The organism is Trinickia acidisoli (assembly GCF_017315725.1).
GTDB lineage: Bacteria > Pseudomonadota > Gammaproteobacteria > Burkholderiales > Burkholderiaceae > Trinickia > Trinickia acidisoli.
Genome location: NZ_JAFLRG010000002.1, coordinates 1418699 through 1432122 on the forward strand (window position 1 = coordinate 1418699; position 13424 = coordinate 1432122).

The following is a 13424-nucleotide window of genomic DNA, read 5'->3' on the forward strand; positions in this document are numbered from 1 at the left end:
GGCACAACCGAAAGGGACGCAATGATAGCGGTTCATCGTCATTCCTGCTCGTTACCGTCGTGCCGACGCAAGTGCGCTCAAAATTCGATACGCAGCTTGCACACGTTCATCGATCGGGAAGTTCTTGTTGGCCAGTAAAACAATCCCCAACTGCCTTCGCGGAATGAAGGCGATATAGGCACCGAAGCCGTTCGTCGAGCCTGTCTTGTCGATCCATACGTCCTCGCTCGGCGCCTGCGCCGGTGTCACGCCCGACACCGGCGTCGGGTTCAGAATGACGGCCGCCGAATTGCCTTGCAGCAATGCATCCAACGTCACCGGATACGCATACTGCTCCCATATCAGATCCTGCGTCATCGCTCCCGTTCGGAAGTAGCCCGTGTGTGTCTTCGTCACCGCGCGTTGCCACTTGTCGTCGAGCGTGGCCGGATTCATGTTCGCTTCGATGAAACGCAGCACGTCGGCAGCCGTCGTCTTCACGCCGTAGGCTTGCGCCGACAGCATGCCCGGCGCCATCCGAATCGGCGCGCCCGGCTTCGTATAGCCTTGCGCATAGTCCGCCATGCGTGCCTCGGGAACGTCGATGTAGGTGCTCTTCATGCCGAGCCCTGGAAAGAGCCGCTGCTGCATCAACGACGTGAAGTCGCCGCCCATGCTTTTCGCGGCAATCAGGCCGAGCACGCCGATGCCGAGATTCGAATACGTGCGATATGTGCCTGGCGCATAGGCCGGTTTCCACGCCTTGAGGTAGGCGATGAGATCGGCCTCGCTCTTGATCGAATCGGGCACTTGCAACGGAACGCCGCCTGGCGTGTGCGTGCCGAGATTGACGAGTTCGATTGAGCCGAACTTCGTGCCGCGCAACGCCGGCAAATATTTGCTCGCCGGATCGGACAGCGAGAGATCGCCGCTCGTGTCGGCATACGATACGAGCGTCGCCGTCAAGGTCTTGCTGACGGAGCCGAGCTCGAACAGCGTGCGGTCGCTGACGGGCTGCGCGGTTTCGGTCGATGCAACGCCATAGTTGAACACGTAAGGCTTGCCTGCGTCGATGATGCCGACGGCCATGCCGTGAATGCCGTCTTGTCGCATGAGCGGTTCGATCACCGCATCGACGGCATTTCTCACGCTGCCTTTTGCGCTGTCTTGTGCGCGATCCTTTACGACGCCGGCCGCGCGGCTGACCGACGCGGTTGCGCACGTCGCGAAGACGATCGTCATGACGAGGCCGATCACTCTACCCTTCATTTGGCTGGTGCTCCTTCGTATGGGTCGGTGGAGGTACTTGGGCGTGGCCGCAGCGAAAGAGCCGGCCGAAATTCCAATGAGTCAACAGATCCGCTTGCAGCTCGGACGGCAACCTATACGGCAATCCGTGCCCGATGGCGCCGCCGATGCGTGAATCGATGAGGGAATATCCGCCCATTCGCGGTGGGTGACAAACGACGATTAGTTGAAGGAGACCAAAGAAAAACTAGGGGATCTGTAAGCCGGCACTACGTTGGCCGTTTGGATGAGAGCCGGATGATATATGATACGGATATCATGCGTGGAGTCATTGAAATGAACCGAATTCTCGTCGATCTGCCGGAGGAACAATTGCACGAACTGACAGCATTGGTGGAAGCGGAACAGCGTCCGCGCGCCGCGATCATTCGCGACGCGATCGAAGCGTATATTGCATCGCACAAGCGCGTGCTCGGTGCGGATGTTTTCGGCCTGTGGAAACACAAGAAGGCCGATGGTCTCGAATATCAGGAGGAGCTTCGTTCGGAATGGTGAAAGCACTTTTCGACACCAACATCCTGATCGACTATCTGAGCGGCGTCGGCGCAGCCAAGAAAGAATTGGCGCGCTACGAATACCGCGCCGTCAGCATCGTCACCTGGATGGAGGTCCTCGTCGGCACGACGGCAAACGACGAGGCTGCGATTCGAACCTGGCTTTCGTCGTTCGAGGTCATCGCATTGAACAGTTCGATCGCGAGCCGAGCGGTAGAGATCCGGAAGCAACGGCGAATACGCCTGCCCGATGCGATCGTCTGGGCATCCGCGGATGTCAATTCGCTGCTGCTCGTCTCGCGCAACACGAAAGACTTTCCCGCAGACGAACCCGGCGTACGCGTGCCGTATAAGGTATGGAAACCCGGATATAGAAACCCGGGTGTAGAAGCCTAACAGGACCACGATGCCTGTCAGGCGAATGAAGCAAGCCTGAATACCGACACGGCCTCTCTCAGATTCGCCGCCTGCTCCTCGAGCGACCGGCTGGAGGCGACGGCCTGCTCGACGAGCGCCGCGTTCTGCGCAGTCGTCTCGTCCATCTGCGTCACCGCCTGATTGACCTGCTCGATGCCGCGGCTTTGTTCGGCCGATGCAGCCGCGATTTCGCCGACGATGTTTGCCACCTGCTCGATCGACTGCTTCGCTCGCCCCATCGTCGCCCCCACCTTGCCTGCCTGCTTCGATCCGTCCGACACCAGCGCGGTCGACGCTTCGATCAAGCCCTTGATCTCGCGCGCCGCCGACGCCGCACGCTGCGCAAGATTACGCACTTCCGACGCAACGACCGCAAAACCACGCCCGTGCTCGCCCGCACGCGCGGCCTCGACCGCGGCGTTGAGGGCCAAGATATTGGTCTGGAACGCGATACCTTCGATCATGCCCGTGATCTCCGAGATCTCGACCGAGCTCTCGCTGATCTTGCCAATGATGCCGACCATATCCTCGACTGCGTCGTTTCCGGCATCGACCATGCTCGTCGCCTGCGCCGCCAGGGTGTTGGCACGCCGAGCATGGTCGGCGTTCCGCTTGACCGTCTCGGTCAGCTCCGCCATGCTCGCGGCGGTCTCTTCCAGCGCGGCCGCTTGCCGCTCGGTCCGCGCCGATAAGTCCGCGTTGCCGCTCGCAATCTCGCGCGACGCTACGGCGACCGATTCGGCGGACGTTCTAACGCCACGAATCGTGCAGGCCAACCGCTCCTGCATCCGCTTCATCGCGTACAGCAGGCTGCCGCTGTCGTGCGGTGCCGTCTCGACGGCCGCCGTCAAATCGTCGTCTGCGATCCGCATGACCACTCGTGCCGCGTAGGCGGGCTCACCGCCCAGCGAACTGAGCAGAGCCCGGTTGATGCGAGTAAAGACGACGCCCAACAACGTGCAGACAGCAGCGAGAAAGCCCAGACTCTCGTATAGGGTCGCGCGAAATGCTGCGTCGATGTCGTCGATGTACATGCCCGTGCTCAGAATCCAATTCCACGGGCGAAAAGCGTCGTTATAGGCGATTTTCGGAAAGACGCCGGTTACGCCGGGTTTGCCGAACGAGAAGCGCGTAAAGCCGTGCCCGTCACGCGCGATCTGATCGAGTATGTCTTGAAAGACGCGCACGCCGTTGGGGTCCGTGAGCCCGCGCATGTCCTTGCCCTGCATGTCAGGCTTGATCGGATGCATCAACACGACGCCACTCGTGTCGAGAATCGTGAAGTAGCCGCTCCCTCCTGCGTATCGCATGTTGCGAATCGCGTCGATCGCGCGCCGCTTCGCTTCGTCGGTCGTGATCTTGCCGGCCGCGGCCTGGCCGGCGAAGGTCTTGATCGTCGACATCGCGAGTTCCGTCGCATGCACGAGGTCGGACTTGCGTTCTTCGAGACGAATCGCGCGGCTGCGGTAAGCGTCGGTCATCGAAAAAAGCACGAAGCACACGACGCTCAGAACGAGCGGAAGCCACAGCTTCTGCGAAAAGGTGAGTTTCATTTTTCTGCGCTCCACGCACGCGTCGCCGCATTGATGCATTCGTCACGATCGATGCGCCATGCGCTCAGCGACTGATCTTCTCCAGCGCAAGGCCCTGCGTGCGTGGTCCAAGCAGCGTCATCGCGATCGCGACCAGCATCGAGACACCGATGAACGCCGCAACGCCCTGTACGCCATAGCCGTGCAACAGAATGCCGATGACGAGCCCCGCGAATGCCGCGGCGAGGCGGCTCCACGAGTAGACGAAGCCGATCGCCCGTGCGCGGATACGGGTTGGATACAGTTCGGCTTGATAGCCGTGATAGGCGTACGACATCACGTTCGCCGCCAATGTGAACAGGACGCCGAGCGCGATCAGCAGAGGCGTTGACGACGCTTGCGAAAACAAGACGATCACGATGCCCATCGTCAACAAGCTCAAGATGATCTGCGTCTTGCGCTCGATCTTGTCGGCGAACCACACGCCGAGCATCGGTCCGAACGGATTGGCCAACGCGATCACGAACGCATACGCAAGGCTCGCCGTCACGTGCACGCCGCGACTCACCAGCAGCGTCGGCACCCACGCGGCGAACCCATAGAAGCCGATCACCTGCGCCATGTTGAAGATCGACAGGATCACCGTGCGCTTCAGGTACGGCGGGCGCAACGCCTCGACCAGCGACCCTGCGCCGCCTTTCTCCGGCTGAATTTTTTGCGGGGTGGCGAGCGTGATGCCTTTTTCCGCCGCTACGCGCCGCTCGATGTCGGCGACGATCCGTTCAGCCTCCGCGAGCCGCCCGTGGTGCGCCAGCCAGCGCGGGCTTTCGGGGATGTTGCGCCGCAGGAACCAAACCACGGCCGCGCCGATCGAGCCGATCAAGATCACGACGCGCCAATAGTCGAGCCCCAACGGCTGCGTGTCCTTGAGGATATAGGCGAGAAACGCCACTACCGGCACGGCGGAAAACGTGATGACCTGGTTCACCGCGTAGGCGCGCCCACGCTCGCCGCTCGGAATCAGCTCGGAGATATACGTGTCGATCGTAACGAGTTCGATGCCGATGCCGATGCCTGCCGCGAAGCGCCAGAGATTGAGTAACAAGCCGGTGGTCTGAAACGCCATGATGGCCGTGCAGACGATGTACCAGATCAACGACCACGTGAAGATCATTCGCCGTCCGAAGCGGTCCGCGATCTGGCCGAACACGAGTGCGCCGACCCATAGCCCGATGAACGTCGAGAACACGAAGGTGCCGAAGCCAGCGACCTTGAGCGGCCCAAGCGCCGCGAAAAACCCTAGCGACTCGGGTTTGAACAGGCCTGAATGGATCATCCCGGGCGCGACATAGCCGGTGAAGAACAAATCGTAGAACTCGAAGATGCCGCCGAGGGAAAGCAGAATCACCATCGTCCAGACCGTGCGCGAAGGCGGCAGTCGATCGAAACGGGCGGCAATCTCCGCCGACTTCTCGACAGACGTCGATGCGCCAGCGCGCGCTTCTGCATCGCCCTTGACACGAGATTGATCGGATGAACTTGGCGCAACGCCGATGGGCTGCATCGACTGCATCGCCGTATCGGCAGCGAGCTCGTGACTACGAGAATCAGATTTCATGTCTCCTCCGGATGGGAATGGGCGCTAGGCATTCGAGAGCGCTCTATGACGGCCGATTATCGGCACGACCCTCGGGAGGCAGAATGCAAAAATGGCGCAACCAGCTTTCGCGAAACACGAAAGCTGGCTCGGTGTTTTCCCTTAAATCATTGAGATGGCGCTAGGGTTGCAATGCTGCCGCATCATCCCCGCGCGGCGGCAACGTTTCGCAAGAGGCATGCGATTTCGTGGAAGGCGGTCGCCGGGGGTTACGAAAACCGCCTGCGCAGATCGATCAACGACACACGCTGCCTACCTTGCTCGTCGAAATTCTCCGCCGCGAGCCATGCCTTGAATGCTCGCCGCAGCATCGGCCACTCGGTGTCGATGATGGAAAACCATGCCGTATCGCGGCTGCGGCCTTTGTACACCACGATCTGCCGAAAGACGCCTTCGAACGTGAAGCCAAGCCGCTGCGCCGCTGCGCGCGACGGTGCGTTGAGGCTATCGCATTTCCATTCGTAGCGACGATACCCAAGCTCGTCGAACGCGTACGACATCAGCAAGAACTGCGCTTCCGTGGAAACGGGCGTGCGCTTGAGCAGCGGCGAAAACGTCACATGACCCACCTCGATCACGCCATGCGCGGGCTCGATGCGCATCAGCGCCAACGTGCCGACCGCCTTTTCCGTCTTACCGTCGATGACCGCGTAGTGCCTCGGATCGGTACTGCGTGCCGCGGCCTCGGCGTAGCGCCGGTAAACCTGCGGATCGTCGAAGGGGCCGACGGCGAGGTAAGTCCAGTCGCGCCCATCGGCTGCCGCGCGATAAGCGGCATAGAGTTCATCCGCATGCCGCTCCGCATTCAACGGTTCGAGCCGGCAATAGGTTCCTTCGAGCGTCACCGCGCTCGGCAAGGGGCGAGCGGACCAGCCCAGCACGGGGGCGCCGATGGGCTGGCCGTATTCGTTGGTCAAGGTGGACATGGCATCTCCCGATTTGCGTCGTGTGGGGAAAACTTTAAAATCGCCGTGGCCCATATAAAAGAGCCACAAGCACCGAATTCGATGGTGCCACGATTGGCATTGCCCTTTATGGAGCGGACTTTCCGCATGTCAGCCTCAGCCTCCGATGAAAGCGCCAGCCCGGTGCTGGACCTTTTGCTCGAAACGCCGCTCCTCAGAGATCGAAGCGGCGCGTCCTTGCAGCGACAGTTGCACCAGCGCATTCGCAGCGCGATCTTGGAGGGCCGTTTGCTGTCCGGCTGCCGATTGCCGGGGTCGCGCGCCCTTGCCACCGCACTCGGTATTTCGCGCAATAGCGTCACCGCGGTGTACGAGTCGCTTGGGGCGGAGGGGTATATCGCGCTTAGCCGCCAGGGAACGCGTGTCAGCCTGCTCGAACGGCCCGCGAGCCACTCTCGCACGCCGCGGCAAGCGGCCGCGCCCGACGTTGCCGAGCGTACCGCTCGCGTCCGCGAAAGTTCGTTCGATGCGGCGGAAAACCTCCCGCTGCGGCCCGGCGTGCCGGCGCTTGCGCGATTCCCGCTGAACGCGTGGAAAAACGCGCTCGATCGTGCCGTGCGGCAAGCGGGTACAGCGGCACTCTGGTATGGCAATCCGCAGGGGGAAGCAGCGCTGCGCATCGCGATCATGCGTCACCTCGCCGTCGCTCGCGGGGTGCGTTGCGAGCCCGAGCAAGTCGTCATCACGGAGGGCGCGCAAGAAGCGTTGTCCTTGTGCGTTCGGCTCGTGACGAATCCCGGAGAAACGGCCTGGGTGGAAGATCCCGGCTACCGCGGCGCGAAAACAGCCATGCTTTGCGGCGACCTCGACGTCGTGCCGATGCGTGTCGACGGCAACGGATTGAACGCCCCCGACCGCGTCTGGAAAGCGCAAGCACCGCGCCTCATCTACACCACGCCCTCCCATCAATATCCGACCGGAAGCGTGCTCACGGCGTCGCGCCGGCTCGACTTGATCGGCAAAGCGCAGAAGCACGGCGCGTGGATCGTCGAAGACGACTACGACAGCGAGTTCCGGCATTCGGGCGAACTCGTCGGCGCCATGCAGGGGCTCGTGCCTCACGCACCCGTGCTCTATGTCGGTACGTTCAGCAAGACGCTGTTTCCTTCGCTACGCTTGGGGTTCGTCGTACTACCGGAAGCATTGGCCGCCAAGGCGGCACCGTTGCTGACGGAAACCCTTCGCGGCGGTCATCGCTACGAACAACTCGCGTTGGCCGAGTTTATCGAAAGCGGACAGTTCAGCCGCCATCTCGGGCGAATGCGCCGCCTTTACAGGCGGCGTCAAGATAGGTTGCGTGCGGCGCTGGAGCACTATTTCGATGCGTCCTACTTCGTTGCCGGTGGCGACAGCGGCATGCATCTGACGCTCAAGCTTCCCCCCGATTGTTCCGACGTACGCATCGCCGAAGCCGCCCGCGCGTTCGACATGGCGCCGATGCCGCTGTCGCGCTTTGCACTGCGCCCCCTGCCCGAGGACAACGGGCTCGTGCTCGGTTACGGCAATACGTCGGAATCGTTGTTCGTGCCGCTCGTGCGGCACTTGGCACGGTTGATTCAAGCCGACCGGCGAGCCGCAAAGCGATGAACGGCTGCCGGTTCGCCGGCGCCTTCGTTAGGACTGCGTACAATACGCGCTGATCGATTCCAACCGCAGGACATGTCCCATGGCAATGAAGAAATTCGACCTTGAAAAGAACAAGGCGCTGAAGCTGACCCAGTCGATGAAACAGGCACAGTCGGAGCGCTTCGGCAAAAGCGCGGCCGAGGCGCCGGCCAATCGCCGCGAGCAACGCAAGCTCGACCAGGCCAAAGGGCTCGTGCCGTTCGCATGCAAGCTCGACGGCGAACTCGTCGCCGCGCTGAAAGAGCGCGCCGCCGTTCATCCGGAAGGCATGTCGGGGCTGCTCGACGACCTGCTGCGTCAAGGGCTGGCCACAGCCAGCGGCAAGTAGTCTCGAGCCGAGCGTCGCCTACGACGCACCCATTCCGCCCTCCGGGCTTTCGAGCCAATGCACGCTGAACAACTGCGCATCGTCGGTCCAAACGGGGCCCGGCCGAAAGCCCGCTGAAACGGCCAGCTTGCGAAAGCCCTCTATCGTGAACTTGTGCGAGTTCTCCGTATGAAGGCTTTCCCCTTCGTCAAAGCTGAAATCGCGCCCCGCGACATGCACGGTCTGCGCACATCGACTCACCAGATGCATTTCGATCCGGCACTTGCGCGGATCGTAAAACGCGTAATGCCCGAACTCGCGCAAATCGAAATCGGCCGATAGCTCCGCGTTAGCTCGCCGCAGCAAATTCATATTGAACGCCGCCGTCACGCCTTGCGCGTCGTTATAGGCGCGATGCAGCGTTTGCGGATCTTTGACGAGATCGACGCCGACGAGCAACCCGCCCCCCTCGAGTACACGCGCGGCGAGCTGCAAGAACGCCATCGCTTCGTCCGCGTCGAAATTGCCGATCGTCGAGCCCGGAAAGAAACCCACTCGGCGGCCCGTCGATGCGTCGAGCCCCGACAATTGCGCTTCTTTCATATAGTCGGCCGCGATCGGCCGCACCTGCAGCCACGGGTAATCGGCGTGCAATCGCGATGCGGCCGCCTCCAAGTGCGCGGCCGAAATGTCGATCGGGAAATAGCGCCGGGGCAACGCGCGTGCGCCGAACGAGTGCAAAAGAATGCGGATTTTCTCGAGCGAGCCCGCGCCGAATTCGATGATGTCGGCGTGCGGCCCGACGACTTCGGCCATCTCGCGTCCATGCCGCTCGAGGATGTGCCGCTCCGTGCGCGTCGGATAGTACTCGGGCAACTCGCAAATGCGATCGAACAGCGCGGAGCCTTCGGCATCGTAGAAGTACTTCGGGGCGATGCTGCGTGGCGTCTTCGACAAACCGGCGAGCAGATCGCGGCGAAACGCGTTGTCGTTCCCGTTGTCGTTGTCGTCCCGATCGACCCGTACGCCTCGCGGGGGCGCTGCGCCCGTGAGCGCGGATGCGTCAGTTGTCTCGTACAAGGCGTACTCCCGTCAATTGCCAGCGCGCAGCCGGCGGGAAAAAGTTGCGATAGGTGCGGCGCGTATGCCCCGGTGGCGTCGCACTGCTGCCGCCGCGCAGCACTTGCTGCCCAACCATGAACTTGCCGTTGTATTCGGCCGCTACGCCGGGCAATGGACGAAAACCCGGATAGGGGTCGTAGGACGAGCGCGTCCACTGCCAAACGTGTCCCGTCATCTGTTCGATACCCGGCGTATCGAACGCCGCTTCCCACTCGAATTCGGTCGGCAGCCTGGCGCCCGCCCATTCGGCGTAGGCGGCCGCTTCGTAAAAGCTCAGGTTCGAAACCGGCGAATCGGCATCGAGCGCCTGCAATCCAGACAGTCCGAATACACGCCAGTTCCCATCGCCTTCTCGTTCGACGCGTTCGCCGCATTCGCCACGCTCGTCGCCGATCCAGTAGATCGGGGCCGTCCATCCTTCGCGTTGCACGGCGGCCCAGCCGTCCGACAGCCACAACTCAGGGCGCGCATAGCCGCCGTCGGCGATGAAGGCCGCATAATCGCCGCACGTGACGAGCCGGTGCGCAATGTCGTAAGAACGCAGCAGGTATTCATGCCGCGGCCCTTCGTTATCGAACACGAAGCCGTTGCCATCGTGACCGATGCCGACGATACCGCCCGTTTGCCGTAGCCATTCGATCGGCTGCGCGCGCTTCGGCTTCGATACCGCTTCGACGTGCGCGCAATGGTAGGCCGGCATCAAAGGGTTGCACGAAAACGCGTGAAGGATATCCGTCAGGATCAATTCTTGATGCTGCTGCTCGTGATGCAAGCCTAGCGTCACGAGCGGCTCGACGCGCGCCAAAAGCTCGGCATCTGCCGTATCGAGCAGCGCCGACATCGCTTCGTCGACGTAACGCCGATAGGCGCGCACCTCTTGCGATGAAGGCCGCGTGAGCAGCCCCCGGTGCGGACGCGCGTGGCGCGGGCCCAATGCTTCGTAGTACGAATTGAAAAGATAGGCGTAGCGCTCGTCGAACGGCCGATACCCCGGCACGTGGGCGCCTAGCACGACCGTTTCGAAAAACCATGTCGTATGCGCGAGGTGCCATTTCGTCGGGCTCGCGTCGGGCATCGACTGTACGCTCTGATCTTCTGCCGAAAGCGGCGCGGCGAGCGCGAGGCTGTAGTGTCGAACTTCATCGTAAGCCTGCTGCAAGCCAGGTACGGCGATGCTCATCGTATCGCTCCAGTCCAGGGTGGGTGTCGGCCAGCAAGGAATCGGCCCGCATCGCGGCGCGCTTGCGCCTCGCCGCAAGCGCTCCACTTTAAGCGGTTTTCGATGACACTGCTCGGCCGCGCCGCTACTTGGCGGGCGCGGCCGTTTCCTGAACTTATTGCACGATCACTGGACGATGCGCGTCACGCCACGGCCGCGCGGATCGGCCACGGCCTCGGGCGTCCCGCCGTCCACCTTGATGACTTGGATGTCGCCGTTGAAGCTTTGTCCTTTCAACACATAGCCTTTCGCTTCCAGTTCTGTCGCGAGCTCGCCTTCGATCGGCTTGTACGGTTCCCAGAAAATCGTATTGGGCGGCAGCAACTGATGATGAAAGCGCATGGCCGCCACGGCATCGGACAGCGGCATATTGAAGTCGTAGACATCGGTGATGACTTGGAAGATCGACGTGAAGATGCGCGAGCCGCCGGGCGTGCCGATCACCATCGCCACCTTGCCGTCCTTCGTCAGGATCGTCGGTGTCATCGACGACAAAGGCCGCTTCTTCGGCTCGATCGCGTTGGCATCGCTGCCGACCACGCCGAACATGTTCGCCACGCCGGGCTTCGCCGAGAAATCGTCCATTTCATCGTTCAGGACAATGCCGGTGCCGTCCACGACTTCCCCGGAACCGAAATAGCCGTTCAGCGTGTACGTGTTCGAGACGGCATTGCCCCATTTATCGATGATCGAGAAGTGGGTCGTTTCAGCCTTCTCAGGCATCGACGTGCCAAGCCCCGGTTGCACCGACTTCGTATCCGACGGCTTCTGCGGATCGACCTCGGCCGCGCGCTTGGCGAGATAGGCATCGTCGATCAATTGCGCAACCGGCACTTTGTAGAAGTCGGGATCGCCGAGATACTGCGCACGATCGGCGAACACACGCTTCTCGATTTCGGCGACGAGATGAATGTACTGCGCCGAGTTCAACGCGACACCCGTGAAATCGTCCTTCAAATCGGCCTTCATCTTCAGCAACTGCACGAGCCCGACGCCGCCCGAACTCGGCGGCGGCGCCGTAATCACACGGTAGCCGTTCCAGTTCGCCTCGACGGGCTGTCGCCACACGGCCTTGTACTCGCGCAAATCCTCTTTCGTAATGAGCCCGCCGCGCGCCTTCATCGCCGCGGCAATGAGGTCGGCCGTCTTGCCCTCGTAGAATCCTTTTGCGCCTTGATCGGCAATGCGCGTCAACGTTGCGGCCATTTCAGGCTGCTTGAAGGTCTCGCCGGCCTTGAGTTGCCCGAAGTATCGGCCGAAGTTGGTCTTGTCGCCGAAGTCCTTCGCCGAGTTGTCCCGGCGTTGCTGCAACTGCTCGCTGACGTCGAAACCATCGCGCGCATAGCGAATCGCCGGCGCGAGCACTTGTTTCCACTTCAGCCTGCCGAAACGCTTTTGCACCTCCCACATGCCCTCGACCGTGCCGGGCACGCCGACGGCGCGCATGCCGACGAGGCTCATGCCCTTGATGACGTTGCCGTCCTTATCGAGGTACATGCCCTTCGTCGCGGCGAGCGGCGCCCGTTCGCGGTAGTCCATGAAGTACGGTTTGCCGTTCACGTAGAGCGTCATGAAGCCGCCGCCCCCGATGTTGCCGGCCTCGGGATAGGTCACGGCGAGCGTAAACGCCACGGCCACCGCGGCGTCGACCGCGTTGCCGCCTTCTTTGAAGATGCGCTCGGCCGCGTCGGCGCTGAACTCGTCGGCCACGGCCATCGCCGATGCCGACAGCACCGGCTGCTGCGGGCCCGTCTTCGCAAAGGCCGGCGTACTCGGGGCAAACCCGAGCGAGACGGTCAATGCCGCGATCGATCCGGCGATGCGGGCCGACATTCCAATTCGACTTATCGTATTCATTGGCTATCCTCCGTGGTCGTCTCTACGGTCAAAATGACCGATTTGCCGCTTATAGCACGCGCATTTTCATTCCGAAATCCGGCAATCGCGTAGGATTTCGGCCCAACCGCAAAGCCCGGAGCCGGCCTGCGCGCCGCCATCCGCGCGGACAGCGCCGATTCCCGGCCCACTCCGACCAACCGGGCGATAATTGCGGTGCGGCTCGCCCCTCTTCGACTTTCTTTCACTTCGGAGTGTCTCTACATGCATATGCGTGCGGTCGCCGCCCGTCAAGGTTCACGATGGATCGCAGAGGGCTGGACGCTGTTTCAGCAATGTCCGGGCACGTGGATCCTGCTCGGCCTCATCGATCTGCTCGTCACAGCCGTGCTCTACGAACTGCCTTACGCGAGCGATCTGACCGCGGTCTTCACCGTGCTGTGGACCGGAGGCATGATTTGTGCCGCCGATCACTGTCGCACGACGGGCTCGGTACGCCTGGCCGACGTGCTGCGCGGCATCCGCACGAGCTTTCAGCCGCTGTTCGCGGCGGCCGTGTTCGCGCTGCTGATAGCGATCGTCTGCGACCTGACGGGCGATCGGGCGTCGAGTGCGTTACGCTTGCTCGCGTTTGGCGGTGCGTCGAACACCAGCTCCGTGCTCGCATTGATCGCCGGCGTCCTCTATTCCACCGCCGCGCTGCTCGGCACGATGGCGCTTTGGCTCGCGCCCGCCCTCATCGTGCTGAACGGCGCCACGCCGGCCGATGCGCTGCGCGCGAGTTTCGCGGCGACGTGGCGCAATGGAGCCGCCTCGCTCGTCTACGGGCTCATCGTGTCCGGGTTGATGCTCGCTTGCGTGCTGACGCTCGGCGTCGCGTTGCTCGTCGTCGCGCCGCTCATCTACCTATCGACCTATGCCGCCAGCCTCGACATGTTTCCGCGCGAACGGTAGAGCGATGC

General features: G+C 62.2%; 12 protein-coding genes. 5 read left to right on the top strand and 7 right to left on the bottom strand.

What is annotated here, in order from left to right:
* Positions 1 to 51: 51 nt before the first annotated feature.
* On the bottom strand, positions 52 to 1248 hold the full coding sequence (ampC, locus tag J3485_RS24725) for a class C beta-lactamase (RefSeq protein WP_206956960.1): 1197 nt from the start codon (positions 1246 to 1248) through the stop codon (positions 52 to 54).
* Positions 1249 to 1563: 315 nt separating this feature from the next.
* Between ampC and J3485_RS24730 the strand changes: the two genes are divergently transcribed.
* Together J3485_RS24730 and J3485_RS24735 are read left to right on the top strand one after the other, a co-directional pair.
* Positions 1564 to 1782 (top strand): ribbon-helix-helix protein, CopG family, encoded by a 219-nt coding sequence (locus J3485_RS24730; RefSeq protein ID WP_206956961.1) that lies wholly within the window; start codon positions 1564 to 1566, stop codon positions 1780 to 1782.
* The gene (locus J3485_RS24735) at positions 1776 to 2177 is read left to right on the top strand and encodes a type II toxin-antitoxin system VapC family toxin (protein ID WP_206956962.1); all 402 of its coding nucleotides are present in this window, start codon (positions 1776 to 1778) and stop codon (positions 2175 to 2177) included. The genes J3485_RS24730 and J3485_RS24735 overlap by 7 nt, the downstream gene beginning before the upstream one ends.
* A gap of 17 nt (positions 2178 to 2194) precedes the next feature.
* Here J3485_RS24735 and J3485_RS24740 read toward each other — a convergent pair whose 3' ends face one another.
* From J3485_RS24740 to J3485_RS24750, 3 genes are all read right to left on the bottom strand, one after another.
* Positions 2195 to 3751: a methyl-accepting chemotaxis protein gene (locus tag J3485_RS24740; RefSeq protein WP_206956963.1), complete on the bottom strand. Its 1557-nt coding sequence runs from the start codon at positions 3749 to 3751 to the stop codon at positions 2195 to 2197.
* A 64-nt stretch (positions 3752 to 3815) separates the two neighbouring features.
* On the bottom strand, positions 3816 to 5141 hold the full coding sequence (locus J3485_RS24745) for an MFS transporter (RefSeq protein ID WP_206958356.1): 1326 nt from the start codon (positions 5139 to 5141) through the stop codon (positions 3816 to 3818).
* Positions 5142 to 5596: 455 nt separating this feature from the next.
* On the bottom strand, positions 5597 to 6313 hold the full coding sequence (locus tag J3485_RS24750) for a GNAT family N-acetyltransferase (RefSeq protein WP_206956964.1): 717 nt from the start codon (positions 6311 to 6313) through the stop codon (positions 5597 to 5599).
* Between the two features lie 126 nt (positions 6314 to 6439).
* Between J3485_RS24750 and pdxR the strand changes: the two genes are divergently transcribed.
* Positions 6440 to 7939 carry a MocR-like pyridoxine biosynthesis transcription factor PdxR gene (gene pdxR / locus J3485_RS24755; protein WP_206956965.1) on the top strand — a complete coding sequence of 500 codons (1500 nt, stop codon included), beginning with the start codon at positions 6440 to 6442 and terminating at the stop codon, positions 7937 to 7939.
* Positions 7940 to 8018: 79 nt separating this feature from the next.
* Positions 8019 to 8306: a hypothetical protein gene (locus J3485_RS24760; RefSeq protein ID WP_206956966.1), complete on the top strand. Its 288-nt coding sequence runs from the start codon at positions 8019 to 8021 to the stop codon at positions 8304 to 8306.
* Between the two features lie 18 nt (positions 8307 to 8324).
* On the opposite strand, the gene egtD is transcribed toward J3485_RS24760, so the two are convergent.
* The 3 genes from egtD to ggt form a co-directional block, all read right to left on the bottom strand.
* Positions 8325 to 9365 (bottom strand): L-histidine N(alpha)-methyltransferase, encoded by a 1041-nt coding sequence (egtD, locus tag J3485_RS24765; RefSeq protein ID WP_206956967.1) that lies wholly within the window; start codon positions 9363 to 9365, stop codon positions 8325 to 8327.
* The gene (gene egtB / locus J3485_RS24770; RefSeq protein ID WP_206956968.1) at positions 9349 to 10587 is read right to left on the bottom strand and encodes an ergothioneine biosynthesis protein EgtB; all 1239 of its coding nucleotides are present in this window, start codon (positions 10585 to 10587) and stop codon (positions 9349 to 9351) included. Before egtB ends, egtD begins: the two co-directional genes overlap by 17 nt.
* Before the next feature lie 165 nt (positions 10588 to 10752).
* Positions 10753 to 12483, bottom strand: coding sequence for a gamma-glutamyltransferase (ggt, locus tag J3485_RS24775; RefSeq protein WP_206956969.1), 1731 nt, complete (start codon positions 12481 to 12483; stop codon positions 10753 to 10755).
* Positions 12484 to 12726: 243 nt separating this feature from the next.
* Between ggt and J3485_RS24780 the strand changes: the two genes are divergently transcribed.
* Positions 12727 to 13416 carry a BPSS1780 family membrane protein gene (locus J3485_RS24780; protein ID WP_206956970.1) on the top strand — a complete coding sequence of 230 codons (690 nt, stop codon included), beginning with the start codon at positions 12727 to 12729 and terminating at the stop codon, positions 13414 to 13416.
* Positions 13417 to 13424 lie beyond the last annotated feature (8 nt).

Bases quoted from the DNA above. Each gene is read 5' to 3' on its own strand.
- ampC (WP_206956960.1), bottom strand. From the start codon at position 1,248: ATGAAGGGTAGAGTGATCGGCCTCGTCATGACGATCGTCTTCGCGACG.
- J3485_RS24730 (WP_206956961.1), top strand. From the start codon at position 1,564: ATGAACCGAATTCTCGTCGATCTGCCGGAGGAACAATTGCACGAACTG.
- J3485_RS24735 (WP_206956962.1), top strand. From the start codon at position 1,776: ATGGTGAAAGCACTTTTCGACACCAACATCCTGATCGACTATCTGAGC.
- J3485_RS24740 (WP_206956963.1), bottom strand. From the start codon at position 3,751: ATGAAACTCACCTTTTCGCAGAAGCTGTGGCTTCCGCTCGTTCTGAGC.
- J3485_RS24745 (WP_206958356.1), bottom strand. From the start codon at position 5,141: ATGGTGATTCTGCTTTCCCTCGGCGGCATCTTCGAGTTCTACGATTTG.
- J3485_RS24750 (WP_206956964.1), bottom strand. From the start codon at position 6,313: ATGTCCACCTTGACCAACGAATACGGCCAGCCCATCGGCGCCCCCGTG.
- pdxR (WP_206956965.1), top strand. From the start codon at position 6,440: ATGTCAGCCTCAGCCTCCGATGAAAGCGCCAGCCCGGTGCTGGACCTT.
- J3485_RS24760 (WP_206956966.1), top strand. From the start codon at position 8,019: ATGGCAATGAAGAAATTCGACCTTGAAAAGAACAAGGCGCTGAAGCTG.
- egtB (WP_206956968.1), bottom strand. From the start codon at position 10,587: ATGAGCATCGCCGTACCTGGCTTGCAGCAGGCTTACGATGAAGTTCGA.
- ggt (WP_206956969.1), bottom strand. From the start codon at position 12,483: ATGAATACGATAAGTCGAATTGGAATGTCGGCCCGCATCGCCGGATCG.
- J3485_RS24780 (WP_206956970.1), top strand. From the start codon at position 12,727: ATGCATATGCGTGCGGTCGCCGCCCGTCAAGGTTCACGATGGATCGCA.